Below are 26492 nucleotides of genomic sequence, written 5' to 3'. Positions count from 1 at the left end.
GATTACTTGCAGGCGGCGCCGACCACAGGCCAGCACCACCCACCAGGGAGAATCAATAGGCTTCGTCGATGTGATCGGCCGCATTGTCCTTGGTAAAGATGCGATCTTCGACTTTCACCCATTCCGGGATCGTCTCGCCAGCTGCGTATTTATTCATGACTTCACAAGCCAGAGGGCCGAAGAAGGGCGAGCTTTCCACCGTCACCCCCATCTTGCCATCGATAATAGCCTGAAGTGCATCGCGTGTCCCGTCGATCGAAACGATGGTCACGTCCTCGCCGGGCTTGCGGCCGGCCAGTTCCAGAGCCTGGATCGCACCGATCGCCATCTCGTCATTGTGGGCGTAGACCACGTTCACATCGGGGTGCGCCTGCAGCAGGGTTTCCATCACCTGACGACCCAGGTCGCGCGCAAAGTCACCGGTCTGAGAAGCCACGATCTCAAAGCGGTCATCCGCTGCAATCGCGTCGTCGAAACCTTTTTTGCGGTCATTTGCAGGTGAAGAACCAGTCGTGCCCTCCAACTGGACGATGACGCCATTGTCGCCGTCGAAATTCTCCATCAGCCACTGTGCGGCCCGGTTGCCTTGATCAATGAAATCCGACCCAAGGAACGCCACAAAATGCTCGCCCGGCTTGGCAACGGCCGGATCAACCGAGCGGTCCACCAAAAAGGTCGGGATTCCCGCTGCACGGGCCTTCATAACGGCTGGGATCAACGGCTTTTCTTCCCGCGGGGGCAGGAACAGAACGTCGATGCCTTGGGCGATCATGCTGTCCACATCCGCAACCTGCTTTGCCGCAGATCCGGCTGCATCCGTCGCGATAAGGTCCCAGCCGCAGGCCTCGGCCGTATCATGGAATGATTTTGTCTCGGCAATGCGCCACGGATTGTTCGACTCCATCTGCGCAAAGCCGACCTTGTAGCGATCTTTCTGCTCAAGCGGTGGCAGATCCTGCGCTATCGCAGTCGTGCCCAACAGCGCACCCGCGACAACCGTCGAGATCAAAAGAGTTCTGCGTTTCATGGTTATTCCTCCTCCATTGGTGCGGTCGCCTCCGTTTTGACCGCGAGTTTTAGGTCATGCCCAATTCATGTAAGTCGTCTGTTTCCTCAGATAGCCATCGAAGCCATATGCGCCGTCTTCGCCCCCAACCCCGGATAAACCCCAACCGGTGTGAAATCCCTGTACGGCCTCACCATTGGAGCGGTTCAGGTACAATTCGCCGAACTTCAAACGGCTCGGGGCCTCCATCAATCGCCGGTGCGATGCCGTAAAGAGATAGGCAGACAGCCCGAATGATGTGTCATTCGCTACGTCTATCGCCTGATCAAAATCATCGACTCGCATGGCTGTCGCCACAGGGCCAAATACCTCCTCTTGCATCGCGGCATTGCCGTTGTCGGAGACCTCGAGAACCGTCGGGGACATCCAGTGTCCTTTGCGGTGCGCGCTGTCCAACAGGGGCCCGCCTTCCAGATGGACCGTGGCACCTTCCGTGATGCTGCGCTTAATGATTTCGTCGACCTTGGACACCTCGGCCTTGCTGACTTTGGGACCCAGATCGCAGTCCTCCATCGGATCCCCGATCGACAAAGCGCGGGCCGCAGACACGAATTTTTCAAGAAACTGATCCGCAATGCCGCGATGTAGATACATACGCTCGTTGCAGGTGCAAATCTGGCCGCAATTGGCAAACCGGGCGGCAATGGCGGCCGAAACAGCAGCGTCAATATCCGCATCCTCCATCACGATGAACGGAGCCTTACCGCCAAGCTCGAGCCGGACAACCTTGATCCGGTCGGCCGCGGCGCGAAAAATCTCTTTACCGGCTCGTGTGCTGCCGGTCATTGTGATCAGTGAGGTATCGGGGTGTTCGACCAACCGCTGCCCTACCACCGGCCCCTTGCCTGTCAGTACATTCAGAACACCGGGCGGAAACGCGACCTTTTCGGCAAGCTCGGCGATCGCGAGACCGGACAGCGGCGTGATTTCGTGCCCCAACAGAACAACAGTGTTGCCCGCGACCAGCGCAGGCCCGACTTTCCTGGCGGCCAATGCCAGCGGATAGTTCCAGGCCGTCAACGCAACAACAACGCCATAAGGATGACGCCGGATCTGGATTTCCTCGGACTTGTTGTCCGATGCCACTATGTCACCCGAAATCCTCCGGGCCTCTTCAGCCGCATGGCAAAGAAAGGTAACAGCGGCATCAACTTCACTTCGGGCCTGCGTGATCGGCTTGCCCTGCTCGACCGTGATCAGAGCGGCCAGACGCCCGGCGTCAATCCGGATGGCCTCGGCCAACCGCTGAACCAGTCGCGCCCGCTCGATCGCCGGGCGCGAGGACCACGAGCCAAAAGCACGATGGGCCGCCTCGACGGCCGCATCCGCATGAGCGGCACCGCCATCTGGAACTTGCGCAAAGATCTCTTCATTTGCAGGGTTCTCGACACCAACCGTGTCCGCGTCAGAGTCGGTAAAGCGGCCATCGATGAACATCGAATGCCGAACCACCTGACCCAACTCCCCCACTACAGACCGCAATTTCGCCTCCCGCGCTTACTCGGTCAGACCACATTGGCGACCGCACCGTCGATCAAAACACTAATAATATTATTTCGTCAACACTAATATTAATTACTATTCACTAATATTAGTTGCGCGTCCCCCGTATAGTCGATAAAAAGGAAGCGAACAAAAAGGTTGAGCAATGAATGATCAAGCGAACAAGGCCGGGCAGCACAGGGGCGTGGGACGAGTCGCGGGCCGGCAGCGCATAACGATGCATGATATTGCACGCGTCGCCGGGTGCTCACAGACGACAGTATCGCTGGTTCTAAACAAGAACGATTCCGTCAAAATCTCCGAGGACACAAAGCAAAGAGTCCTGGATGCCGCCAACACGCTTGGATACGCCATGCCCTCTCAACTCAGGAAACCCCAGGACAGCGCGCCTCGGCCCTCGGCGTTAGACGGCACCATCGCTTTTGTCGTGGACGATCTGGCGTCGAGCCCCGAAATGGTAAACGCGTTTAATGGCGTGAAACAGGCCGTTCGGGACACGGGAAATCTTGTATTGCTGGCAGAAACCCAAAACGACCCCGAGGTCGAACCCAGAACGCTTAGGTATTTCCTCGACCAACAGGTTGCGGGCATCATTTACGCAACCGTTTTCACCCGGCGGGTGGTCGTTCCGGAAATACTCAGGCAGACCGCAACCCCGGTTCTGCTGCTGAACTGCTTTTGCGACGACCTCTCTTTTCCTGCGGTGATCCCCGGCGAAGTCGCTGCTGGACATACGGCGACCAACGCCCTGATCAAGGCGGGGCACAAACGAATCGCCACCATCACCGGCGAGCCGTTCATGGAATGCGCCGCAGGGCGAACGACCGGGTACAGAAACGCCCTTGCTTCCGCCGACATCCCATTTGACGAGGATTTGGTCATCGAGGGCAACTGGCTGCCCAGCGCAGGCTATGCTGCCACGCGCGAATTGATGGACCTGCCCTCTCCGCCAACCGCCATTTTCTGTCAGAATGACCGAATGGCAATCGGCTGCTATGAGGCGCTCAAGGAACTTGGCCTATCCATCCCCGAAGACATCTCGGTCATCGGATTTGACGATGACGAAACCGCGCGACACCTGTCGCCCCCCCTGACCTCGATGATCCTTCCAACTAGGGCGATGGGACGCTGGGTCATCGAACAGTTGTTCCACGGTCCGACGGATGGTCAGCGACACCCTCTCGTGAAGCTTGAATGCGAACTGGTGGAGCGCGACTCGATCAGCGAACCCAAACGCCGGGCCTGAAGGCGAATTCATGACGGAAACCTTCGATCATATCGTCATCGGCGGCGGCTCTGCCGGCGCAGCCGCTGCAGCGCGACTAGTCAACCAGGGCAAGTGCAGGGTTCTGGTGCTGGAGGCCGGGCATTCGCACCGCCATCCGTTGCTGGACATGCCGCCGGGTATCTTCAAGATGATCAACGGGTCCAAGTTCATGACCTACCACCAGACCGAACCGCAGGACCACCTGGACGGTCGCGTGCATGACATTCCGCAGGCCAACGTGCTAGGTGGCGGGTCGTCTGTGAATGCCCAGGTCTATATGCGCGGCCGCCCTACTGATTATGACGCGTGGGACGACCTGCTACGACAGACCAACGACGGGGTCGGCTGGGGATGGGATGATGTGCTGCCCTACTTCCGTAGAATGGAAGACAATAACAGGCTTCACAATGACCTGCATGGCAGCAACGGTCCGGTGCAGGTCTCGGATCCGGGGCATATCGACGACATGTCACGTTGGTTCGTTCAGTCGGTGCAGGCCCTTGGCGAACCATTCAACACGGACTTTAACGGCGCAACGCAGCGCGGTGTCGGGTTCTATCAGTTCACCAATCGCGCCGGTAAACGCAGTTCGTCAGCCTATGCGTTTCTCGCCCCTCTCGAGACGAACCCGAACTTGACCATCCAGCTTGGCGCAACGGTCAGCAAAGTCATCATCGAAAACGATAAGGCCGTCGGCGTGCAGTATCGAGACAAACGCGGAGCCCACACGGTCCGGTGCGATGGTGAAGTTGTCGTTGCGGCGGGCGCTCTGGTGACGCCAAAAATACTAATGCTATCAGGCATCGGACCTGATGCACATCTTGCCGATCACGGTATTCCCGTGATCTGCCCATTGCCTGGGGTTGGCCAGAACCTGATCGACCACCCCGAAGTTCCAATTACCGCCTTTGCCAACGGTCCCTACGGATACTTCAAACAAGGTGAGGGCTGGCGGATGCTTCGCAACGGCATCCAGTTCAAACTGTTCGGCAGCGGACCGGTGACTTCCGCCGGAGTCGAAGCCGGCGCGTTTGTCAATCCGTCGATTCCTGATGGAGAACCAACCATTCAAGCTTTTTGCGTGCCAATTGTTTATCTGGATCGCGACGCTCTGGACGAGGTGCAGGATGACTTTGGCCTGACCGTTACGACCGTCGTGGTCAAACCGAAATCACGCGGAGAGGTCCGGCTTCGCTCGGCCGATCCTCACACCATGCCAGTGGTCTCGCCCAACCTTCTGAAGCATGAAGACGACATGCAAGAGATGATCCGGGGGCAGCGGTTCTTTCGCCGGGCATTCACTTCGGGCCCGCTTGCTCAAAGGGTTCGCGAAATCGTCATTCCCACAGCGGACGACGACCAGACGCTACGAGCACATTGCAAGCGATTCGTAAAAACCAACTATCACCCGGCGGGCACTGCCAAAATGGGCCGGGACGGCGACGGAATGGCCGTGCTGGACGCCAGGATGCGCGTGCGCGGAATCGAGAGCTTGCGGGTGTGCGACATGTCAGCCGTGCCCGACATCAACGCCGGCAATACAAACGCACCTGCCATGATGCTGGGCGAACGATGCGCCGACCTGATCCTCGGCATCGGATCAGCCCGCGAGATACGCAATTCCTAACCTGAGCTGCGGCGTCGCCCGTCATTGATCCTATTTCTAACGCAGAATATGGCGTCGCCCTGCCCGACCCACCGAAAATAGACTACCCTGCCTCAATGCGCAGAACGTGGCCAAAGGTCATGGCGCGGACGGAAAACGCCTTACAGAAAATCGTCCCGCCTGGGCGTGAAGCAGTCGATCAACTCTCCGGCAGCCAGGCAAACACAACCATGGCTTACACCGGACGGAATAATCAGGCTGTCACCGGGTTCCAACGCTCGCTCCTGATCTCCGATGACAAAGTTGAACCGCCCGGACCGCACAAATGTCGACTGCACATGCGGATGGTTGTGCAACACGCCTTCGGCACCTTCTTCAAACCGGAATGAAACCATCATGAGGTCTTCATTATCCGCCAAAACCTGGCGCGTGACACCTGATGCAGGTGATACAATCGGATAGCTCTTGGTCATAATGCGAGGTCCTTAGTCAGTTGGCGGCGTTCAATTTACTCGAAATACTCGGCATGTTTCGAGTGAACCTCCTCGATGGTCTTGTCGATGCGGCCCAGATGGCGGCGTATCATCTCGGTCGCAGTCGCCTCGTCGCGGTCTGCTAGCGCTTTTGCCAGCTCAACATGATCCCGAACCAGAATGTCGGCCTCGCTCTCGCGCCCTAGGCTTAGAACGCACAGGCGATCGATCTTTCTTTTGCATTCCTGAATCGTATTGAAGGCCAGCGGGTTGCCGCTCAACCCACAAATCAGCCGGTGAAAGTCGTAGTCGAGCTGATGGAACTTTTCGGCTTCGTTCCTTGAAACGACGTCTTTCTGCTGCTTGAGATTGTCCTCCAGCAGCTTCGAATATTCGGGCTTCCAGTTCCGACATGCAGCGCGCACCACTTCCAACTCGACCGAGAGGCGAACAAAGCGCGCATGACCGATCCGTTCCATGGAAAAACTACGTACCCGCGTGGCTTTCTGTGGTCGGATCAGCAGCAAATCCTGCGCCTCAAGCCTGTTGAAAGCATCGCGGACCGGCTGCCTCGACACTTCGAACTTTTTTGCAATATCTGCTTCGGACAGTTTTGTTCCCGGCAGAATTTCCAGTGAAACGATCGCCTCGTACAAACTCTCATATACGATGTCAGTGGTTGTGCGCCGCTCGATTTTATCCGTAATACTTTGCATTTCCTGCCTTTTTCTGCGCGTGACCAACACCGGCGGCATTCTGGGCCACTAGACCTCTCCCTCCGATACTCCTCAATGTATCTCCAGCCAATCCATTTAGCACGGGCCGTGCGAAGCCTTTTGTGGCTCCCAAACAAATTTGTTGACAATACTAGTATCCTAGTCGACTACAATAGGCAACACCGCTGAATGCTCGTTAAGGCTCAAGGACCAAAACGGGCGCACTGACTGGATGACCGGGGACCCAAGGGGACAAGAAAATGACCGAATTGAACGCTGAACAGATTGGCCCGAACTTGGAACTGGCAGGGAAGGTTGCGATCGTGACCGGCGGCGGACGGGACATTGGCCGTGCCTGCGTCATGAAACTGGCCAAGGCTGGAGCGTCGATCGCGATCAACTATCACAGCTCATCTTCGGGTGCGGAATCGGCGGTTCAGAAAATAACGGCTGCCGGAGGTAAGGCGATTGCCATACAGGGCGACATGACCTCCGGTGCGGATGTGGAAAGGCTGATCTCGGAGACTATTGCGACATTCGGACCTCGGATCGACATTCTTGCCCACGTGACCGGCGGATTGCTGGCCCGGAAGACCCTGTCTGAGATGGATATGGAACATTGGCGCCATGTCATGGACCTGAACACCACTTCTTTTGCCCGCACTGTTCAGGCCGTGTTGCCGCATATGAAAAAAGGCGGCGCGATCGTCGGGTTTGCGAGTCAGGCGGGGCGTGACGGGGGTGGCCCAGGCGCGGTCGCCTATGCGGCCTCGAAGGGTGCGGTCATGACGATGACGCGTGGATTGGCCAAAGAACTGGGGCCGGACATCCGGGTAAATTCGGTTTGCCCGGGCATGATCGACACCGATTTTCACAATGTCTTCACAAAAAGCGAAGTGCGGACCAACGTGGCCGGCGCCACGCCGCTTAAACGCGAAGGCACATCTGAGGATGTCGCCAATCTGGTCGCCTATCTGGCCTCAGACGCCGCTGCTTTCATTACGGGCGCGAACATCGACATCAACGGAGGCCTGCTCTTTTCATAACCGGCCTTCGCCGGGCATCGAGTCAACTGTCTGTTTTCTAGGGAGGAAAATATGAATATCAAACTGACTAAAACGCTGATGAGTGCCGCGACCGTGGTCGCAATTACCGGGAGCGCATCCTTCGCAGAGGATTGGCGCGGGTGGAATATCCACGTGGATGGTTACCCAAACACCATCGCGATGGACAAATTCGCAGAACTCATTACGGAAAAAACTGGCGGTGAAATCAGCCTTCAAATGTTCCATGGGGGCACGCTGGGCAGTCAGCCCGACGCTGTTGAACAGGTCCGCGCAGGCGCATTGGAAGTCGGCAACTTTAACCTGGGCCCAATTGGCCCGATTGTCGCCGAGGCCAATGTTGTATCGTTGCCCTTTATATTCAAAGACGTCCCGCACATGTTCCGCGTCTTGGACAGTGAGGGTGGCGAGGCAATTGCGGCGGGCATGGCAGCCAAAGGCTTGACACCTCTTGCGTGGTATGACGCTGGCGCTCGCTCCTTCTACAACGGAACAAAGGCAATCAACGCACCTGCCGATGTTGAGGGAATGAAAGTTCGGGTCATGAATAATGACCTCTTTACAGGCATGATTTCTGAGCTTGGTGGCAACCCATCACCAATGGCGTTTGCCGAAGTTTATCAGGCCCTGAAAACCGGTGTCGTCGATGGTGCCGAAAACAACTGGCCATCATACGAGTCAACTGGCCACTTCGAAGTTGCCGGTTTCTATTCGCTGTCTCAGCACCTGATCATACCCGAATGTATCTGCATTAATACCGACACGTTCAACGCACTGTCACCTGAGATGCAGGCCGCGGTTCGAGAGGCAGCTCAGGAATCTGCAGAACTTCAGCGGCAATTGTGGGCCGAGCGCGAAGCAGCCAGCCGTACAGCCGTCGAAGAAGCTGGTGTGGTCGTGAATGAAGTGGCAGACAAAGCCCCGTTCCAAGCGGCTATGGGCCCGGTTTACGAAGCCTACTTTGCTACGAACCCCGATTTACGCCCGCTTGTCGAGACTATCCAGGCGACGGACTGATTTAGCTATATTGGGTCTGATATTGTCCGGTCCCGCACATGCGGGTCCGGACGCCTGATCAAGAGTTGTGAGCCAATGCGTTATACTTCCCTGCCCCCGACATCTGTGCGCAAGATGATCCAGATCCTGGACTGGATCGCCGACTTGTGCCGGGTTTTGACCGGTGTCGCACTGGTTGTCATCACGGTCATATTCGGATGGCTAGTATTTGGTCGCTATGTTCTGAATGCGACGCCGACCTGGGTCGAGCAAGTCGCCTTGCTTCTCGTCATGACAATTGCGTTTCTCGGTGCGGCAGTAGGCGTACACGATAACACGCACTTGTCCGTGTCTCTCGTGCGTTCCGCAGTTCCTCCACGTGTGAGGACCATTTTGGTTATCTGCTCAGACGTGCTTATGGCTGGGTTCGGCGCCTTGATGCTGTGGTTCGGAGCTCGACTTACGATCTTTAAGTGGGGATCGCTAATCCCATTGATTCAAGTCCCCGAAGGCTTGCGTTCATTGCCTCTCACAATTGGCGGAGGACTCATATTACTCTTTTCCGTTGGTCATCTAATCCGCCTCTATGTCGGTTTTGACAGCGCAATGACAGCATCGAATAGAGGCGAATGATGGGAATACTTCTGTTGCTTGGCGTGTTCGCCCTCTGCGTTCTGATCGGAACGCCTGTAGCATTCGCGCTTGGAATAGCGGCCATTTCGGCATTTTGGTTCGAAGGCTTACCCTTGATGATCGGATTTCAGCGGATCGTCTCCGGGATCAATGTATTCTCGTTGATGGCGATCCCGTTCTTCATTTTTGCAGGTGAACTGATGTTCCACGGCGGGATAGCCATGCGTCTAGTCAGGTTTGCTTCAGCCGCTGTCGGGGCCGTGCGCGGCGGCTTAGGAATTGTGAACGTGTTTTCTTCGATGCTTTTTGGGGGGATTTCAGGATCGGCCATCGCAGACATTTCCGCACTGGGGTCTATCTTGGTTCCTGTGATGAAAGAGAAAGGTTACGATGCAGATTACGCCGTAAACGTGACCGTCACGTCCTCGATTGCCGGTATAATTATTCCACCCAGTCACAATATGATCATTTTCGCGATCGCAGCCGGGGGTGGAATATCGATCTCGAAGCTGTTTCTTGCAGGCGTTGTTCCAGGAGTTTTAATGTGCCTTTGCCTTGCTGTGGCGGCGTACCTTGTAGCGGTGCGCAGAGGTTATCAAGCTGAGACTTTCCCGGGTTGGCCAGCGCTCGTAGTGAGCTTCTTCAGTGCAATTCCAGGACTTTTGACGGCTGTGATTATCGTCGGCGGTGTGTTGTCGGGTATTTTCACCGTTACGGAGTCCGGAGCTTTTGGGGCCATTTACGCATTCGTGGTCACACTGATCGTCTACAGAAGCATAACGTGGGAAAACTTTTGTATTGCCGTCGCTTCTGCTGTGCGCACGACGGCGATGGTAATGATATTAATCGCATGCGCTGGTGCGTTTGCCTACATGCTGACCTTTTACAGAGTTCCGGACAGAACCGTAGATCTGCTTACTGGGTTGACAGAAAATCCGATACTCATCCTGCTGATGGTAAATGCGGTTTTGTTGTTGCTTGGAATGATTATGGATATGGCAGCGCTAATTCTGATCTGCACACCCATTTTTCTACCCGTTGCCAACAGCCTTGGGATTGATCCGCTGCAATTCGGGATGATCTTGCTCGTGAATTTGGGATTAGGATTGTGCACACCACCGGTCGGATCGTGCCTGTTTGTCGGTTGCGCCGTGGGTAAATTGCCAATGGAGAAAGCCGTGCGAACAATATGGCCCTTCTACTTGGCAATTCTCTTCGCATTAATGCTTATCACTTTTGTACCCGCGATTTCACTAACACTGCCAAGCTTGGTTGGGTGAATAAAGTACATTCAAGTTTAAAGGCAGACACTTGAAGCTAAGCTTGTGTTCGAGTTTCTTTCTTAATGAAAAAAGGAAGCTGACATGTCGCAAAAACCCAAAGTGAATGCTCCCGTCGAGCAGATCAGTGTTTTTGATGTCTGCGGTGGCGAAATAGAGATTGGTCGGCCCAAAGATCGATGGACGATGCTTTTCGTCTATCGCGGGCGTCACTGTCCCAGATGCAAGCGATTTCTCAATAAATTGAACACCATGCTGGCTGATTGGAGCAGCGTCATGGATGTGGTGGTCGTTTCTGCCGACTCTAAAGAAAAGGCTTTGGCCGACAAGGAAGAGTTCGGTTGGACATTTAATTTGGGCTTTGGATTGACCGAAACGCAGATGCGATCACTTGGCCTCTACGTGTCGGCCCCTCTTTCAGAGGCTGAGACAACGACACTGTTTGCAGAGCCCGGCGCATTCGGAATTCGGCCAGATGGCAGTTTGATGTTGGTCGACATTTCGAATGCCCCTGCTGCGCGCCCGGATCTTGAAGAATTGCTAGACGGAATGAAGTTCAATATCGAAAACAACCGCCCGACTCGGGGAACAGTTTTATAACTGCAATTACCTACTTTGATGCAGGACTGTTCCCAGAAAGCTCTCCGGACGCCACCCGATCGCATCCAACCCCTCCTGCATTTTTGAACTGTTAACCACAAGTGGTGGGCGAAGTACTGTCAACAAAATTTGAACCAGTCTCAGCTTATCCAATAAAGTCGCCCTTTTGGTCATGGGCAAAAGGGACTGATGCTACCGCCTGGTCTGAGCTTCAATGCTGTAATTGACCGGGCGTTGGAGCAATCAAATTCCGGGACCATGCCGCGAAGCTATTGGGATTGGGGGATATGGTCGAGCCAAACCAAAAAGGACTCTTCCCTTATACTCCCGGCACAAACCCTTATACTCCCGGCACAAACCTTCTCTATGGACTGAATGAAGCCATCGACATGTTGCACGAGGAAGGGCTGGAGAACGTATTCGCTCGGCATTCGCGCCACGGAGCCGCGACTCGGGCTGCCGTGCAAGCATGGGGTCTCGAGGTGCTGTGTGCTCGCCAAGGTCAGGGATCGGGCGTCCTGACCGTTGTCAAAGTCCCGGAAGGGCACTCTGCGGACGCCTTCCGCGCGACGGCGCTGGAGCACTATGACATCTCACTTGGAAATGGCCTGTCTAAAGTGGCCGACAAGGTTTTCCGCATAGGTCACCTGGGCGATTTCAACGACCTGATGTTGATGGCCACCCTCTCAGGCGTATAAATGGGGCTCGCCAAGAGTGGCGTGCCGCGCAATAAAGGCGGTACTCAGGCTGCATTGGAATATCTCAAGGCCGCATAGCGCTGGACAACGTCTCTAAAAACGCCACAAGGTCCGTGATCTCCTGTTTCGTCAAATTCAGTTCAGAAAGTATCGCCTCGCCATCGGCGTGAAGCCTTTCCGTATCGATTTCGCTGTAGTGCCGGACCACGGCGTCCAGATCATCCATGCTGCCGTCATGCATGTAGGGGGCGGTTTCGCCCAAACCTCGCAGGCTGGGCGTCCGAAAGATTCCAAAATCAGAATGGCTCCTGCGTACATTTCGCACGGCCCAGGCACCTTTCTTTTCCGGATCGTCGTTCCAGTCGCCGTCCAATGTGTAGGGGCTGGAGAGTAAAATGTTCAATCCTCCGAACCGACCTTGGTCAACCTCGGTTTCATTCAGAAAATATGGCACACCTGCGTCATGGAACTCGTTGTTGGAAAACCTCGGACCGTTGTGGCAAAATACGCATTTCCCGCGCCCTAAAAAGAGTTGAAGACCTCGCTGAGCTGCTTCGGGGTATTCCTTAGCCGCTGCAATATCTCGGCGCTCCAAAGCATCGCGAAAATCGTCAAATATCGTCCGGTCGGTGGCTAAGGTCTCTAGGTAAGCAGAAAGAGCTTTTGCAGTATTCACCAGAAAAAGTTCAGGGCTTTGATCCTGGAGGTGACCAAATATGGCTTCAAAATCATCAATGTAGGTACTTTCAGAGATAGCTATCTTTAGGCTTTCGGCACTATGCGCCATCTCTTGTTCTTCGATGATCGGATGCAGGCTGGCTGCCCAAAGATTATCGCTTTTGCCGCCCCAACCATACCAGCGCAGCCCGGCAAGGTTTCGCAGTGATGGTGTGTTTCGATTTAACAAATCACGACCGAGTGCCCGCGCCTCCGGCATCGTAAATGCCTGTTCAGGATCATGACAACTTGCACAGGAAAATGCACCATCGACCGACAACACCGGATCGTTGAATAAAGCCTGTCCGAGCTTGATTGCCGTGGCGTCTTTGGAAAATCTATTGCTTGGATCCGGCTGGAAGGATAGTGGCCACGGCCCAAAGGACAACGTTTGTTCAATTTCGTCTTCGGTCAACAAGACATCTGCACGTACCGCCCCGGTCAGAAAAATTAGCGCAGCTGTCATCCACAGCTTCATTTCAGCGCAATTTCTGACGTGTAGAACACCGATTGGCCACTGACGTCGACATCGATTTGCAGCTCCCACAAACCCGGCATGTGAAACAACATATCATCAATTCGGAACACTCCGCCGTCCAATGCAGTAACCTTGGGAGTATAGTTCATACCATGTTGATGAGCAGGCATGATTGCATCCACACGCATTTGGCCCACAGCAGTTTCACTACAAACTGAAACCAACACCGAAAACGGTTGGGCCAACGGAATTTCGTCGACCGCCAGATAAACCTTGGGTGCGTTTTGAACTTCCGAATTCATGCGTTGCCCCGTCGCTTCACAAGCAACCGCCGCGCTGGACCATATAAGAAACCAAGCAGCGCAGTGGGTCATTCTGATGCCAGCAAACGTTCTGCGTTAGCAAAGGCAATGTTGTCTGCGATCTGGTCCGGCAGCAAATCCAACCATTCACGCGAAAAATCGGCATGAGGGCCTACGTAGTACCAACGTTCAGGTGCGAACGTATCCGTACCGACCATGAACCTATCGGGATGGGCTTGGAACGCAGCCCTCCAATCCGGGTCGACACGGCCTCGCGAAACCATGTCCGAACGAAATGCCAGATCGGCCCATAGCCCGGGATAGATGTCTAGCGCATCGACCACACTGGCTGGATCGTCAAACCCAGAATGGGCCCACAATACCCGAGCTTCCGGCCATGTTTCGAAGATCAAATCAACGGCCTCGCGATCACCATGGTGGTGCAGGATTAGGTTCCGCTCTTTCGCCAGTGCAATCATACGCTGGATGACCGGCGTCTTGATGTCATCTCCGTAAGCGTGAAACTCGCCGATGGCCTCGTAGTTGTTTTTTGCCAGGTTTGTTTCCAGATACTCGATTACAGTTTCATCGTGCATCCAGGTGTTGATCTCACCGCGACGACGATAAGGGCGAAGCGCCGGAACAACGATGTCCGGTGCCACTGCCAACAATAGCTGAGTGCCATTGTCATCCGAGCTGGAAATCAGCGCTTTACGCACGCCTGCATCTCGAAGGATTTCGGCCACCTGTTCAGGCGGAACCAGTTTGACAGCATCGTGGCTGTAGTGAATATGTGCGTCAAAGATCGGTCGCTGTTCTGCGACGGCGGTATTGCAAAATAACGCTGCACTTAAAATGGAGATATGTTTCAGCACCTCAAGCCTCCTCAATATCATTCAGACCCTGGCAAGCGTCACGTCGAAATTCACGTGCAAGAAAGGTTCGGCAATCTTACCAGAAAGCTCCATGCCATCGGGAAATTCTGATGCAGGTCGTTCAACATATGTCATTACCAGATCGTCCCGAACGCCAAAGACAGTATCCTGATCTAAATAGGGATCATTGTCCGGAAAAATCTCCGTCACGAGTGAGCGATACCCGGGGGCTTTGACGATAAAGTGCAAGTGTGAGGGCCTCCATGGATGGCGACCACAAGCGCGCAGAATATCACCGACTGGCCCGTCAGACGGCACGGTGTATTCAACTGGTTTAACTGTGGTGAACGCATATCTGCCATCATCGCCAACTGACATCAGCCCGTGGAAAGAATAGGTGTCCTGTTCTTCATCTTGACTGGCGTAGAGGCCGTTGGGTGCCGTTTGCCAGATATCCAGTTCTGCCCCGGCAATCGGATGACCTTCGGTATCGCGGATCACGCCCTCTGCAAGTAGAACCGGCCCGCCGTAGTGACGCTTCATATCGCCACCGATTGGCAGCGGGGGGGCGCCCGAGACGTGAAATGGACCTAAAACGGACGAACTGGTCGCATCGGCACTGGAATGCAGCATATCAACCAATGACGACAGGCCCAACACGTCCGAGGCCAGCACGAATTCATGCCTATCCTCGGTTTCCACCGCAGCGCAGCCTTCCAGAAACGCAATCCCGGCCCGCCACTCGTCATGCGTCAGGTTGGTTTCCCGCGCAAAGTCGTGGAGGTGTTTGACCAGGGAGCCCATGATTTCACGCATCCGTGGATCAGTATCTTTTGACAGGTACCCCATGAAGACGTCGGTGATATTGTCTTTGGTGACAGAGCGCATCTTGTCCTCCTTAAATCAGGGCAAGGCTGAGGATCGGGAACTCGATCAGAATGAACAGAACGATCAGCATCACGAACGCAAAGGGAAGTGCGCCCATGAACACGTCCTTAAGTGATATGCGGTCATCGTTAATCGTGGATTTGATAACGAAGCAGGATATACCCAAAGGTGGTGTCAAAAGACCGATCTCAGCCCCGACCACGGTGATAATGCCAAACCAGATCAGCGACATATCAAGCGCTTCGGCCATGGGCAGGAACAGCGGTACCACAATCAGAATGATCGACGCGGTGTCGAGCAATGTTCCCAGAAATAGCATCAACAGAACATAGAGCAGCATGATCGACCAGAAAGATGCGGAATTCCCCGCAAGCAGATCCTGTAGTTGATTGGGCAGCCCGGCCAGCCCCAGCATGCGGCTGTAGATTGAAGCGGCCGTGATCAGGAACAGGATCGCGGCTGTGATGTGACCGGTTTCCAGCAACGCGTCCCAGAATGCGCGTGGAGACATCGACTTACGGGCAACCGCGATGATTAGCGCAACGAGAGCTCCGGCGGCCCCTGCTTCTACGGCAGTCAACCAACCTGTGTAGATACCACCAAGGACGATGGTAATGATGAACAGTGTCGGCAGTGTTTTGGAGGCTATCTCGCGCCCTGACATCCACTCGGTGTCTTCGACAACGCGGCCACCGACGAATGCTGGGGTGAAACGACCCATAACCCAAATCGCGCCTACATAAGCGATCGCCAGCATGATCCCCGGAATAACCCCCGCAAGGAACATGTCCCCTACAGATTGCTCGGCGACAAAGGAATAGATGATCAGCATCGCCGAGGGCGGGATGATCATCCCCAAAACCGAAGACCCGGCGACCACGCCAACAGCAAACCGTGGGTTATAAGCCTGCGCCATCATCTGCGGGACCGAGACCTTGGTGAACACGGATGCGGAGGCTATTGACGACCCAGTCACTGCGGCAAAGACGGCGTTGGCTCCAACGGTTGCCATACCGATACCGCCTTTGACCTTGCGAAATCGCATGGTCATGACTTCGTAGATGTCCCTGCCCAACCCGGCTTTTGAGACAATGAGCCCCATGAAAGTAAACAATGGGATGGTTGCAAAGCTGTATTCCATCGCGCTGTCGCCGACTGCCACTTTCAGCAGGTTGAGCGCCAGCGTGAAATTGTCCCGCATCAGCCAGATCGACACGAACGAGACCACGCCCAATGCGATGGGAATGTAAACGCCTGCGTAAATCAGAAAGACGATGGCTATGACCGAGATCAGGCCAATCTCAATCGGCGTCATTCTGCGGCCTCGTCATGTTCAGGTGCACGAATTAGATGCGGGCGGTCCTGCGCCGTGACAACCTTGAGAAGGAAGATCACGCAGGCAAGCGCAGTACCGCACGCGATGACCAGTTTGACCGGCCACCATGGCAGAGTGAAAAGACCCGGAACTCCGAAGTAGTCCTGTGTCTCCCACATATGCAGGAACTCGGGAAAGGTTACATAAGCAATCAGACCCATGAAGATTGCGGAGATGGCATTGATAATGCGCCTCAGGTTGGCCGTTAGCCCAGGACGGCGGTGGTGTAGCAGGTTCAGAAACCCGTCCGAGCGCGTCAGCCGATCCACTCTGACTACGTCGGCCAGCTGCAAAAAAACGATCATCACGACCGAAAACTGCACCATTTCATAGGTGCCACGCAGAGGTGCCGAAAACAGACCGCGCGCAATGACGTCGACATTTAGAATGACCACCAACGCAAGGACGACAAGCGTACCCAATGCGTTGGCGGCGATAGCAAGCAAATTGGCGACCCGCGACAAGCCAGCAACTGCGGTCTTCAGCATGAAAGGCCCCTTTCGTGGATCGCCAGACTGTTACTCGGCCGTCCAGTCACGCACTCCGGTAAAACCGGCGTCCTGCAGCTTGCCGAGATAAGCGGCCAGTATCGCGTCGCCTTGTTCACCGTTCTCATTCAGTGTGGCTGCCCATTCCTGTGCTACATTTGGCATTGCGTTGGCCCAGGCCGCTCGGTCTTGGTCCGAAACTTCGACAATCGTCCCGCCGGCTTCGGTGTATGCGTCCCTTGAGGCCGCAGCCCGGTCCATAGCGATGCCGGCCACATGATCACGGTAGTCAATTGCGACGGCCTGCAGAACGCCTTTGACTTCATCCGGCAACTTTGCCCAATAGTCAGAATTCACCGTGATCGTCTTGGAGTTCACGGCACCCAAGTCAGCTTTGAGCATGTAGGGAGCCACTTCGGCGATCTTGAAGGTCTTGGCTGCTTCAGGCCACAGCATCGCACAATCAACAAGGCCGGTTTGCAGCATATTGTAGAAATCGGTCAGGCCACCACGAACCCCCGCTGCATCTTTGATACCTTCGAGATATCGGAGGTTCAGTCCCGCCCCTGCCACTTTTCGGCCTTCCAGATCAGAAACAGCCGAGACCGGCTCTGTACAAAAAACCTGATAGGTATCGAGTACTACGCCGGTCGCCAGATAGACTTGGTTCTGTGCAGCGAACTCATTTTGCATCGCTGGGTATTCGCGCGCGATCTCATCCACGGCTTTGGCTACCGCGCGAGAGTCCGATGACACGAAGGGGGTCGACCCCGATATCCCCTGACTGGGCAACTTGGACGAATGGAAGATAGTTGTGACAATGCCGATGTCGCCAAGGCCAAGCTGGATCCCTTCCAGGACGCCCTTCGGCTTTACGATCGAGCCACCGTAGTTCTCTTGCCAGTTCATCTTGTAGTTGCCAGAATCGGCCAGCCGCTTGTCCACTTCCGGAATGAAGAAGTTGGTGAATTCTTTCACCCACAACGCACGGTCGGGATAGCCATCAATTACGACGGCTGAGATGGTCTCTTCTGCCGCGAGGGGCATCGCCATGACGCCTGCCAGAGCAGCGCCCACTAGGCTGCGTTTGGTCCAATTTTTCATTTCTCTCCTCCCAGAAAGTCGGGTCCTGTCGATTTTTATTTGTTGGTTTTGACCCAGTTTACGGTCAGGTCCGTGCCTGCCGCTTTGAACAGTTTTGCGATGGCGCAATATTTGGCTGTCTCCTCGCCCACGCGTGTCAGCTCCTCCTGACTGGCGGGCGTATCGCAATTCACAGTGAGTCCGATTTCGGGAAACGGAACATCGATCTCCTCCTCCATCAGGACACCGCGTCGATCCAGCCTGCATTTCGCGTCGATTGTCACGGTGCCAAGATCAATTCCCAAACGGTGCGCATTCTTGTGCCCGATGACATTCGTACAGGCGATCAAAGCAGCCATTGCGGTTTCGGTCGGAGACGGGCCAAGATTTGTTCCGCCTCGCTCCACGGGCTCGTCGATAATCACGTCCAGATCGCGAATTGGGATCTCGGTTCGCGCGTGTGTCGGGCATTGAGCTGTCGTACGGTAGGTTACGACAGGTTTGACTTTCATCGCCACAGGGTCACCTCCTCATGCATAAGAGCAAACCTTTTCGAATGAGAAGCGAGGCAGCTTGTGAAACAATCCTGTTTCGTCTGCGTAGCCCAGATTGCAAAGAAAGTTCGACTTGAGCGTCGTACCCGCGAAGAATTCCTCGTCGACGATCTTGTTTGAAAAGCCAGACATGGCGCCGACGTCCAACCCGACAGCCCGGGCCGCGATCATAAAGTAAGCGCCCTGAAGCGTTCCATTGCGAAACGCTGTATCGGCTACATATTCGGGATTATTTTCGAAAAGTGACCGTCGATCTTCGTGCGGGAAAAGAAAAGGTAATTCCTTCCAGAAGTCCATGTCGTAAGCAATGATCGCAGTGACCGGCGCATCCATCATCTTTGGCACGTTCTTCGGCTTTAACGACTTGGCTAGGCGCTGTTTACCTTCCGCGCTTTTAACGAAAACGAAGCGGGCGGGCAGCGTGTTCATGCTGGTCGCGCCGTTGATCGTGATGTCGTAGATCTCTTCAAGCAATTCGTTAGAAACAGCCTTGTCGGTCCAGGCGTAATGAGATCTGGATTCGCGGAGGATCAGGGCAATTGCGTCGTCTGAAAGACGTGAGATGCGCTCGCGCAGATCGCGATGATCTTGCTGCGCCTTTGCGCGAAGTGCCTCCAGCTCTGCCCCGGCTGGTGCGCTCATGCCGCGGCCACCTTAGTCTCGGCGTCCTTTTCGTCGATGACGGGGCTGGCGCATATGCCGATGCCCTCAATTTCGACCTCGACGGTTTCACCCGGCTTCAACCAACGTGGATTGGGCTTTTTGGCGTGACCAACACCCGGCGGCGTACCCAACGCAATCAGATCACCGGGTTCGAGAGTGGTATATTCCGAGATCGTGGCGATGACCTGAGGGACCCCCCAGATCATGTTGGCGGTGTTCGAGCTTTGCAGGATTTCGTCCCCCACTCGGCTTTCGATTTTCAGGCCGGATGCTCCCTCCGGCAAGTCTTCCGGCGTTACGGTGAAAGGGCCGATCGCGCCTGTGTCATCGAAGTTTTTGCCGGGCGTCCATTGAACGGTTTTACGCTGATAATCCCGCAGCGACCCGTCGTTAAACACGGTGTAGCCGAAGACATAATCCAGTGCGTCCTCTTCCGAGATATGACGGCCGCGTTTTCCAACGATCAGCATAAGCTCGGCTTCGTAGTCGAGTTTCTCGGAACAGGTCGGCCGCACCATAGGGTGCCCTGCCGCCATGATCGAATTCTTCCCGCGCATAAACAGCGTCGGATACTCCGGGATATCATACCCGCCTTCTTTGATGTGGTCCGTGTAGTTCAACCCCATGCAAATGATCGTTCCGGGAGCGGCAACGGGCAATGCAGGAGTGATGGAAGACACGGGCACACTGTCTGCGGCGTCAATTTTGCCGGAAAGTGAGTCGGCCAGTTCAGGCTCGGCTATCAAACCCATCAAATCCGAACCGATTGCAGGATGTAAAGCCGTTAGATTCACTGCATTTTCGCCGTTTACAGCAAAAACCGCTGTGCCATCCAAAGTCTCTCCCACCAGGTATTTCATTTTCACCATCCATGTCAGTTCACTTGATTTTTGCCGACTATTTTGCAATATGTCAAATAATATCGATATTTTTGGAGGCAGCAAATGGTTGCTTGGGCAGACTACAAATCAGAAGCAAAAAGCCGCGGTGCTCTTGCTTTGGAGCTTTACGTCGCGCTGAGCACGCCAGCCAAATCGCCCGAAGATGTAAAGGCGTCACTGCCAGATCACTTGGCGTATCAGACGCAGCTGGAACGTTTGGGGCAGCTGGCTTTTGCAGGCCCCATGTCGGATGAAACTGGCGAGCATATGCAGGGGATGGGACTGATCATCTATCGCGCCGACAGCCTTGAAGCCGCCCGGAAGCTGGCCGAAGACGATCCTATACACAAAAGTGGCGCACGTAGTTTTGTACTTCGGCGCTGGATGATCAACGAAGGCTCGCTGAACCTTTCGGTTGGCCTATCGACTGGAACGAGTGCCCTCAGTTAAGAGCACTCAAGAGTATTTGCCGCGAAATAGGAACAGTCGGATATGGACGCCATGCTTGATACTGAGGGCAAAGAGACATCAGCCACTCATGGAGCGTATCGAAGGCTACGCGAAATGATCCTGACCGGAGAATTACCTCCGGGACAAAAACTCAAGATCGAGCAGCTTCGGGGGCTTTTGGACACCGGCGCTAGTCCGGTTCGCGAAGCGCTTAGCCTTTTGACATCGGACATGTTGGTCGAGCGGATTGATCAGCGCGGATTTCGGGCAGCACCAGTCAGCAAGTGTAACTTCGAAGAAATACTCCTGTTGCGATGCAACCTCGAGGAAACAGCGCTGCGCGCTTCCATCGTCAATGCAGACGGAGCTTGGGAGGACAGGCTAGTCTTGCGTCATCACCATATGAAAAAGGCCAGTCAAAAAGGTGCGCCTGACTTCGAAGACGCCCACAAAGCGTTTCATATGGCCTTGTTGGAAAATGCAAAACTGCCGTTGCTGCTACGGTATTGCTCGCAGCTTTATGACCTCAACATTCGCTACCGTTATCTGGCAGCGGGAGGGTCAAGTTACAAAAAGCGCGATATCGCTGCCGAACACCAGCAAATCCTAGATGCCGCACTCGATCACGACGCAGACTGCGCGACCCAGCACTTGCTCAACCACTACCGCCGAACGGGTGAGTACCTGAGCAGTCAGATGGAGTCCTGAAATGCAGCGGAACTGGTTTCTGGGCGATCTGTTAAATCAGTTGTTCGACCGTCCCGGCAAAAGGCGCGGCAATGACGACAATCGATCTATTGTAGAGCTTTGTGAGGCCTTGTTGTCTGCAGAAGGCGAAGTATCGGGCTTTACCCTCGCTTCCACGATCCTTGATCGCTACCAGACTTTAAACGATTCCGAGAAATTTCAATTTTTTGCCTATTTGAATGATCAACTTGAGCTGGACGCGGATCAGCTTGCCGAAACGGCAAGTCTCTACGCCAAGGAGCGAAGTGCCGATTTATATCAAAAGCTTAGTGAAGTCGCGGAACCCAAACGGCAAGAGTTTTTGCGCCGATTAAACCAACCATCAGGTGCGACTCAAGAACTCGTAGCAATGCGCGTTGACCTGTTGCGCTTTCTCAGATCCAACCCCGAGTTCAAGCGAACAGATATTGATTTCGTCCATTTGCTGCGAAGCTGGTTCAATCGGGGGTTTCTTGTCCTCAAACAAATCAGTTGGGATACCCCTGCCCGCGTTCTAGACAAGATCGTTGCCTACGAGGCGGTTCATCAGATCAACGATCTGGACGATCTGCGACGCAGGCTCTACCCGCCTGATCGTCGTTGCTTTGCGTTCTTCCATCCTTCGATGCCAGATGAACCTCTGATTTTTGTCGAAGTTGCTCTGACGGCTGAAGTTCCAGACGCTATTGATGCGCTTTTGTCCGAAGGTCGAGAACCGATCCAAGCTGAACAGGCAAAGGTCGCGGCGTTCTATTCCATTTCAAATTGCCAAAAGGGTTTAATGGGTATCAGCTTTGGGAATCTGTTGATCAAACAGGTTGTGACCGAGCTGTCGAGAGAGCTCCAGGGGATTGATACTTTTGTGACCTTATCACCAATACCGGGGCTTAATCGTTGGTTGGCGGGCGAGACAGAACACCCTGAGCACGGCTATGCCGCCGAGGCCGTGCTTGCGGCAACAACATCGCCACAAGATTTGCGCGCGATGGCCGCGCGATATTTGATGTTCGCCAAGCGTGAAGATGGGATGCCGCTTGATCCCGTGGCCCGCTTTCACCTCGGCAATGGTGCCGAGTTGCACGAACTGCACGCCGAAGCCGATTTGTCGCCGAACGGACGATCACAATCCGGCGGTGCGATGGTCAACTATCTTTACGATTTGAACAAGACAGAACGTCATCACGAAGAATTCGCAACACATGCGACAATCGAAGCCTCGCGTTCAGTTCGCGCGGCCTCAACCGCCGCGATTGCGGCCAAGCCAAGGGAACATACAGAGTGACCAATACCCTCTACGATAGTTTGTTTGCCCAACATGAGGGTAACGAGGCTCCGTTCCTGCAGCTCGATGATGGCCAAGTGGTGTCCTATGACTCGTTTTTGAAGCGCGCGGCGCAGATCGCACGTGTTTTGCAAAGCAACGGAGTTTCACCTGGCGATCGCATCGTTGTGCAAGCGCCAAAGCTCGCCGATACGATTGCGCTCTACGCGGCGGCGGTTCAGGCAGGTGCTGTTTACCTGCCGCTGAATACGGCTTACACGTTGGCAGAGTTGGACTATTTCATTTCTGATGCCCAACCAGCGATGATCGTTTGCGACAGCAAAGACGAACTTGAAATCGGAAAACGGGCGGCTCGGTCTGGGGCAAAGCTGCGGACACTCGGCGGCGTTTCCGCTAGCCTGAGCAGCGAGGCCGACGCACAACCTTGTGTATTCGAGACCTTGGATCGCGCTCCGGACGATCTTGCCGCATTGCTTTATACATCAGGCACCACAGGCCGTTCCAAAGGCGCAATGCTGAGCCATCAAAACCTGTTGTCCAACGCCCAAGTTCTTGTTGATCTGTGGGGCATCACAAACGACGATCGCTTGATTCACGCGCTGCCGATCTTTCACACGCACGGGCTTTTCGTGGCAATGAATACGTCACTACTCGCCGGTTCCAGAGTTCGACTGATGGAAAAGTTCGACCTCGGCGCCATCCTGGATGAGTTGCCTCAGTCGACCCTTTTGATGGGGGTCCCCACTTTTTATACCAGACTATTGGCAGACGACCGGTTCACCGAAGAAATCACCGGGAACATGCGCCTGTTCGTTTCCGGCTCCGCCCCCCTGCTTGCCGAAACCCATCAAGCATTCGAAACGCGCACTAGCCACCAGATCCTTGAGCGCTACGGAATGACCGAGACGAACATGAACAGCTCTAATCCTTATAGTGGCGAACGACGTGCGGGAACTGTTGGTATGGCGTTGCCTGGCATCGAAGTGATCGTGACAAACCCGGATACCGGGGAACCGCTGCCTCAGGGCGAGGTTGGAATGATCGAAGTACGCGGCCCCAACGTGTTCAAAGGTTATTGGCAGATGCCCGACAAAACCGCTGAAGAGTTGCGGGACAATGGATTCTTCATCACCGGCGATCTGGGTCAATATAGTAAGGATAGCTACCTGTCGATTGTAGGTCGGTCAAAAGACCTGATCATCACCGGCGGTTACAACGTCTACCCAAAAGAAATTGAAGATGTCCTGAACGACATTGATGGTATTTTGGAATCGGCGGTGTTCGGCACTCCCGACAACGATTTCGGCGAAGCAATCATCGCCGCACTGGTGGCTGAGCCCGGCGCACAACCGGACATGGAACAGATAGCGAGGACCGTCGAAGACAGGCTGTCACGCTTCAAACATCCACGCCGCTACGAGCTCGTCTCGGAACTGCCGCGCAATACAATGGGAAAAGTTCAAAAAAATGTGCTGCGCGAACGGCACGCGCAAAAGGAGCCATTGGAAGTGTCTCAAAAGACGTACCGCGAACCTCAATCAAAAAAGGACTCCTTAATCGGATAGTACCCCACCCTTCGGACGACCAAACTCAACAGGAGATTTACTATGACCCGCATGACGGCCAGAGATTTCGACCAGGAGCTTTTGGACCTGTACGACTTTTACGCGCACGGCAAAATCACCAAGCGCCAATTCTTGGATCGTGCTGGCAAATTTGCAGTTGGCGGCTTATCCGCCGTCGCGTTGCTCAACATGCTTAGCCCAAACTATGCCCTTGCTCAGCAGGTATCCTTCAACGATCCCGATATCCAAGCGGACTATATTACTTACCCTTCACCTAATGGAACCGGCGATGTCCGGGGCTATCTGGTTCGGCCTGCGGGCGTGGAAGATCCCCTACCCGCAGTTCTGGTGATTCACGAAAACCGCGGCTTGAATCCCTACATCGAGGACGTGGCGCGCAGATTGGCGAAAGCTGGATTTATGGCGCTGGCCCCCGACGGGTTGACCTCGGTCGGTGGATACCCGGGCAACGACACCGATGGGCGCGAACTGCAAAAGACAGTGGACCGAGTCGAGTTGATGAACGATTTCTTCAACGGGTTCGAATACCTGATGAATCGGGAAGATTGCACAGGCAAGGTCGGCGCGGTAGGCTTTTGCTATGGCGGCGGCGTCGTCAGTGCAATAGCCGTGGCCTACCCCGAACTTGCTGCAGGTGTGCCGTTCTATGGTCGTCAGCCAGCAGCAGAGGATGTGGCCAAAATTCAGGCACCGTTATTGATCCAGATGGGAGAGCTTGATGAACGTATCAACGCAGGCTGGCCAGATTTTGAGTCCGCTCTGCAGGCCAATGAAAAAGTATACGAGGCCTATATCTACGAAAATGCCAATCACGGCTTTCACAACGACAGCACGCCACGCTATGACGAGGAGATGGCGAACCTAGCCTGGGACCGAACAATTGATTGGTTCAACACATATCTGAAGTAGTACGAACCCCGCGCAGCCAACGTCGCCAGCCAGCGACACGCAGGCTGGACGCTGCTGCCCGTGCCATACAACGATAATGGTGTGGGTACTGCCAGACAAACTCGGACCAGTTTCAGCAAGGTCAGAAGAGCGGCGCTTTGTCCGGCACTAAGATCACAGGGTCGGGCGGGGTCTTGCTTGCGCTCCACGGGCCTTGCAAAGTCTGGTTGCGAATATCCGCTATGGGCCTTTAGTTCGAACCCCATTTTCAGCTTTGCTTGTGATCTCTCCGAATGATTTTGACCTTGCTAGCGTGAAGAACCCCTTTTTCCAGATGGTTAAGAACCGGTCATTTTGTCGCTTTCGACATCACGAAACTGTTGCACCAGGTAATCCACGAATGCTCGGGTTTTCGGGGCTAGATTGCGCCTGTCAGCAAACATCACCACGATATCAGTGCTCGGTGGTGCGTATTCCGGCATAACATGGACGAGTTCGCCGGACTGAAACTTGCAGTTCGCGATGTAAAAGGGTAGCCGCGCTATCCCTATACCAGCCAGTACCGCTCGAAAAACGACATCGGTGCTGTTTCCCTCAAAACTGCCCGTTGCTTCAAATTTTTCGCCGACCTTTGGTTCGATACTGTTCCAAGCGTTCCGTTGGCTTCTTCCAGCAACTCTCAGGCAATTGTGTTCAGCCAACTCGGCAAAACTCGTCGGGGTTCCTGAACGCTCAAGGTATTCAGGTGAGGCGCATAGCACCCTGCGACTCTGCATAATGCGTCTGATGACCATATCTGGGTTCTTGCGTTGTTCAGCAAAGCAGATCGCCGCATCGAACCCTTCGCTCCGAAGATCAATCTCTCGGTCGGTCAAATCCAAGGACACATTAACTTCAGGGTTCTCTTCCATGAATTTCGGCAGAGCAGGGATCAGCTGTGCCTTACCAAAGGCAACCGTGGATGCGATTCTGAGCACTCCGCGTGGGATACCATCAAAGTTATGGATCATCGCCTCGGCTTCTTTGAATTTGTCAGCCATCGCTTTGCATTTTTCGTAGAACGCTTGGCCTTCCAACGTCGGGGAGATACCTGTTCTGGTGCGATTCAGTAGGCGGTAGTGCACCTGATCTTCAAGCAACCCGATCTGCTTGCTTACAGCCGAGGGGGTCTGCCCCATTGATCGTGCAGCCGCAGATATGCTTCCCTGCTCGACAACTGTCGTAAAGATTAGCATTTGCGCAGAAATATCCATGTCATGACCCTTGCTGTTCCAATCTGACATGGGGCCTATGCCAAATTGCCAAATTGTGAGCGCTACCAAACACACGTATCTCTGCATTGCAGCATAAATAC

Annotated in this window: 27 protein-coding genes and 1 pseudogene; 13 read left to right on the top strand and 15 right to left on the bottom strand. The window is 54.6% G+C overall.

The annotated features are described in order from the left end of the window. Nucleotides 1-52 precede the first annotated feature (52 nt). Complete coding sequence (locus ACR0MJ_RS02235; protein WP_170635328.1) at nucleotides 53-1027, bottom strand: ABC transporter substrate-binding protein; 975 nt, start codon at nucleotides 1025-1027, stop codon at nucleotides 53-55. A gap of 54 nt (nucleotides 1028-1081) precedes the next feature. Further along, entirely contained in the window at nucleotides 1082-2548 is a 1467-nt protein-coding gene (locus tag ACR0MJ_RS02230) for an aldehyde dehydrogenase family protein (protein WP_480758861.1), read from the bottom strand. Nucleotides 2549-2786: 238 nt separating this feature from the next. On the opposite strand from ACR0MJ_RS02230, the gene ACR0MJ_RS02225 reads away from it, so the two are divergent. Then, nucleotides 2787-3815, top strand: coding sequence for a LacI family DNA-binding transcriptional regulator (locus tag ACR0MJ_RS02225; protein WP_170396944.1), 1029 nt, complete (start codon nucleotides 2787-2789; stop codon nucleotides 3813-3815). A 10-nt stretch (nucleotides 3816-3825) separates the two neighbouring features. Further along, on the top strand, nucleotides 3826-5463 hold the full coding sequence (locus ACR0MJ_RS02220; RefSeq protein WP_170626566.1) for a GMC family oxidoreductase N-terminal domain-containing protein: 1638 nt from the start codon (nucleotides 3826-3828) through the stop codon (nucleotides 5461-5463). Nucleotides 5464-5603: 140 nt separating this feature from the next. On the opposite strand, the gene ACR0MJ_RS02215 is transcribed toward ACR0MJ_RS02220, so the two are convergent. After that, nucleotides 5604-5915, bottom strand: a complete 312-nt coding sequence (locus ACR0MJ_RS02215) for a cupin domain-containing protein (RefSeq protein ID WP_480758856.1) — start codon at nucleotides 5913-5915, stop codon at nucleotides 5604-5606. 35 nt (nucleotides 5916-5950) lie between these two features. Further along, on the bottom strand, nucleotides 5951-6631 hold the full coding sequence (locus ACR0MJ_RS02210; protein WP_170597820.1) for a GntR family transcriptional regulator: 681 nt from the start codon (nucleotides 6629-6631) through the stop codon (nucleotides 5951-5953). Nucleotides 6632-6891: 260 nt separating this feature from the next. On the opposite strand from ACR0MJ_RS02210, the gene ACR0MJ_RS02205 reads away from it, so the two are divergent. The 6 genes and pseudogenes from ACR0MJ_RS02205 to ACR0MJ_RS02180 form a co-directional block, all read left to right on the top strand. Then, the gene (locus ACR0MJ_RS02205) at nucleotides 6892-7677 is read left to right on the top strand and encodes an SDR family NAD(P)-dependent oxidoreductase (RefSeq protein WP_480758852.1); all 786 of its coding nucleotides are present in this window, start codon (nucleotides 6892-6894) and stop codon (nucleotides 7675-7677) included. A gap of 51 nt (nucleotides 7678-7728) precedes the next feature. Then, nucleotides 7729-8712, top strand: coding sequence for a TRAP transporter substrate-binding protein (locus ACR0MJ_RS02200; RefSeq protein WP_170403565.1), 984 nt, complete (start codon nucleotides 7729-7731; stop codon nucleotides 8710-8712). Nucleotides 8713-8826: 114 nt separating this feature from the next. Beyond that, complete coding sequence (locus tag ACR0MJ_RS02195) at nucleotides 8827-9324, top strand: TRAP transporter small permease (RefSeq protein WP_480758847.1); 498 nt, start codon at nucleotides 8827-8829, stop codon at nucleotides 9322-9324. After that, nucleotides 9324-10604 carry a TRAP transporter large permease gene (locus ACR0MJ_RS02190; RefSeq protein ID WP_480758844.1) on the top strand — a complete coding sequence of 427 codons (1281 nt, stop codon included), beginning with the start codon at nucleotides 9324-9326 and terminating at the stop codon, nucleotides 10602-10604. Before ACR0MJ_RS02195 ends, ACR0MJ_RS02190 begins: the two co-directional genes overlap by 1 nt. Before the next feature lie 84 nt (nucleotides 10605-10688). Next, nucleotides 10689-11204, top strand: a complete 516-nt coding sequence (locus ACR0MJ_RS02185) for a redoxin domain-containing protein (RefSeq protein WP_170403571.1) — start codon at nucleotides 10689-10691, stop codon at nucleotides 11202-11204. A gap of 177 nt (nucleotides 11205-11381) precedes the next feature. Beyond that, a pseudogene (locus tag ACR0MJ_RS02180) lies at nucleotides 11382-11980 on the top strand (pyridoxal-phosphate-dependent aminotransferase family protein); the annotation flags it as partial. Here the strand turns inward: ACR0MJ_RS02180 and ACR0MJ_RS02175 are convergent. The 10 genes from ACR0MJ_RS02175 to ACR0MJ_RS02130 form a co-directional block, all read right to left on the bottom strand. Beyond that, entirely contained in the window at nucleotides 11967-13085 is a 1119-nt protein-coding gene (locus tag ACR0MJ_RS02175) for a cytochrome-c peroxidase (protein ID WP_480758840.1), read from the bottom strand. The pseudogene ACR0MJ_RS02180 and the gene ACR0MJ_RS02175 sit on opposite strands and share 14 nt — an antisense overlap. Nucleotides 13086-13093: 8 nt before the next feature. Beyond that, on the bottom strand, nucleotides 13094-13399 hold the full coding sequence (locus ACR0MJ_RS02170) for a hypothetical protein (protein ID WP_170733678.1): 306 nt from the start codon (nucleotides 13397-13399) through the stop codon (nucleotides 13094-13096). 68 nt (nucleotides 13400-13467) lie between these two features. Continuing rightward, nucleotides 13468-14274 carry an amidohydrolase family protein gene (locus ACR0MJ_RS02165; protein ID WP_480758836.1) on the bottom strand — a complete coding sequence of 269 codons (807 nt, stop codon included), beginning with the start codon at nucleotides 14272-14274 and terminating at the stop codon, nucleotides 13468-13470. A gap of 21 nt (nucleotides 14275-14295) precedes the next feature. After that, nucleotides 14296-15162: a dioxygenase family protein gene (locus ACR0MJ_RS02160; RefSeq protein ID WP_170597623.1), complete on the bottom strand. Its 867-nt coding sequence runs from the start codon at nucleotides 15160-15162 to the stop codon at nucleotides 14296-14298. 10 nt (nucleotides 15163-15172) lie between these two features. Further along, nucleotides 15173-16477 (bottom strand): TRAP transporter large permease, encoded by a 1305-nt coding sequence (locus ACR0MJ_RS02155; RefSeq protein WP_170565456.1) that lies wholly within the window; start codon nucleotides 16475-16477, stop codon nucleotides 15173-15175. After that, nucleotides 16474-17025, bottom strand: coding sequence for a TRAP transporter small permease subunit (locus tag ACR0MJ_RS02150; protein WP_480758832.1), 552 nt, complete (start codon nucleotides 17023-17025; stop codon nucleotides 16474-16476). The genes ACR0MJ_RS02155 and ACR0MJ_RS02150 overlap by 4 nt, the downstream gene beginning before the upstream one ends. A 30-nt stretch (nucleotides 17026-17055) precedes the next feature. After that, nucleotides 17056-18129: a C4-dicarboxylate TRAP transporter substrate-binding protein gene (locus tag ACR0MJ_RS02145; RefSeq protein ID WP_480758829.1), complete on the bottom strand. Its 1074-nt coding sequence runs from the start codon at nucleotides 18127-18129 to the stop codon at nucleotides 17056-17058. 35 nt (nucleotides 18130-18164) lie between these two features. Beyond that, nucleotides 18165-18620: an OsmC family protein gene (locus tag ACR0MJ_RS02140; protein ID WP_170403592.1), complete on the bottom strand. Its 456-nt coding sequence runs from the start codon at nucleotides 18618-18620 to the stop codon at nucleotides 18165-18167. A gap of 18 nt (nucleotides 18621-18638) precedes the next feature. Next, nucleotides 18639-19304, bottom strand: a complete 666-nt coding sequence (locus ACR0MJ_RS02135) for a malonic semialdehyde reductase (RefSeq protein ID WP_170403594.1) — start codon at nucleotides 19302-19304, stop codon at nucleotides 18639-18641. Next, nucleotides 19301-20185, bottom strand: coding sequence for a fumarylacetoacetate hydrolase family protein (locus ACR0MJ_RS02130; protein ID WP_170403597.1), 885 nt, complete (start codon nucleotides 20183-20185; stop codon nucleotides 19301-19303). The genes ACR0MJ_RS02135 and ACR0MJ_RS02130 overlap by 4 nt, the downstream gene beginning before the upstream one ends. Nucleotides 20186-20269: 84 nt before the next feature. Here ACR0MJ_RS02130 and ACR0MJ_RS02125 point away from each other — a divergent pair, with 84 nt between their 5' ends. From ACR0MJ_RS02125 to yghX, 5 genes are read left to right on the top strand one after another with little or no spacing between them, the layout of a single operon-like run. Then, nucleotides 20270-20656 carry a YciI family protein gene (locus ACR0MJ_RS02125; RefSeq protein ID WP_170403600.1) on the top strand — a complete coding sequence of 129 codons (387 nt, stop codon included), beginning with the start codon at nucleotides 20270-20272 and terminating at the stop codon, nucleotides 20654-20656. Nucleotides 20657-20707: 51 nt separating this feature from the next. Beyond that, a complete protein-coding gene (locus ACR0MJ_RS02120; protein ID WP_480758824.1) occupies nucleotides 20708-21364 on the top strand; it encodes a GntR family transcriptional regulator in 657 nt (218 codons plus the stop codon). 1 nt (nucleotide 21365) lies between these two features. Then, the gene (locus tag ACR0MJ_RS02115) at nucleotides 21366-22664 is read left to right on the top strand and encodes a malonyl-CoA decarboxylase (protein WP_170403606.1); all 1299 of its coding nucleotides are present in this window, start codon (nucleotides 21366-21368) and stop codon (nucleotides 22662-22664) included. Next, a complete protein-coding gene (locus tag ACR0MJ_RS02110) occupies nucleotides 22661-24229 on the top strand; it encodes a malonate--CoA ligase (protein WP_170734661.1) in 1569 nt (522 codons plus the stop codon). Before ACR0MJ_RS02115 ends, ACR0MJ_RS02110 begins: the two co-directional genes overlap by 4 nt. Nucleotides 24230-24271: 42 nt before the next feature. Next, nucleotides 24272-25159 (top strand): YghX family hydrolase, encoded by an 888-nt coding sequence (gene yghX, locus ACR0MJ_RS02105; protein ID WP_170511706.1) that lies wholly within the window; start codon nucleotides 24272-24274, stop codon nucleotides 25157-25159. 317 nt (nucleotides 25160-25476) lie between these two features. Here the strand turns inward: yghX and ACR0MJ_RS02100 are convergent, their stop codons facing one another. Continuing rightward, on the bottom strand, nucleotides 25477-26391 hold the full coding sequence (locus ACR0MJ_RS02100) for a LysR family transcriptional regulator (protein ID WP_170403615.1): 915 nt from the start codon (nucleotides 26389-26391) through the stop codon (nucleotides 25477-25479). Between the last annotated feature and the right edge of the window lie 101 nt (nucleotides 26392-26492).

The sequence above is a fragment of the Ruegeria sp. C6 genome (assembly GCF_056537625.1).
Note: the sequence above shows the minus strand (reverse complement) of the source record. Positions and strands in the feature narration are given on the sequence as shown.